The sequence below is a fragment of the Pseudomonas sp. SIMBA_067 genome, from assembly GCF_046534675.1.
Classification (GTDB): domain Bacteria; phylum Pseudomonadota; class Gammaproteobacteria; order Pseudomonadales; family Pseudomonadaceae; genus Aquipseudomonas; species Aquipseudomonas putida.
The window spans coordinates 1-253 of the sequence record NZ_JAWRYH010000885.1 but is presented as its reverse complement, the minus strand read 5'-3'; the positions used below and the strand labels follow the sequence as shown (position 1 = coordinate 253).

Below are 253 nucleotides of genomic sequence, written 5' to 3'. Positions count from 1 at the left end.
AGACCGTCATCACCGTACCGGCCAATGGCACCAGCGGTTCGATCACCGTCACGGCTCCGGACAACGTCTACGTCGGCAGCAACCCAGCGGTGGTCAACTCCATCGCGACCGTTGCGGGCGCTGATGTTGGCAAGTTCGAGCAACTGACCCTCGACAAGACCCCGGTCAGCACCATCGTCACTGACGAGCCAGGCACTCCGGGCAACCCAGGCGGCAACAACGAAGGCGACCTGGTCAAGGTCACCATCACGGC

1 protein-coding gene is annotated in these 253 nt (G+C 63.2%); it reads left to right on the top strand.

Annotation, left to right across the window (positions count from 1 at the left end):
- Nucleotides 1-253: immunoglobulin-like domain-containing protein (locus SB765_RS31765; protein WP_410932775.1), on the top strand; the 253-nt coding region annotated here is incomplete at both ends.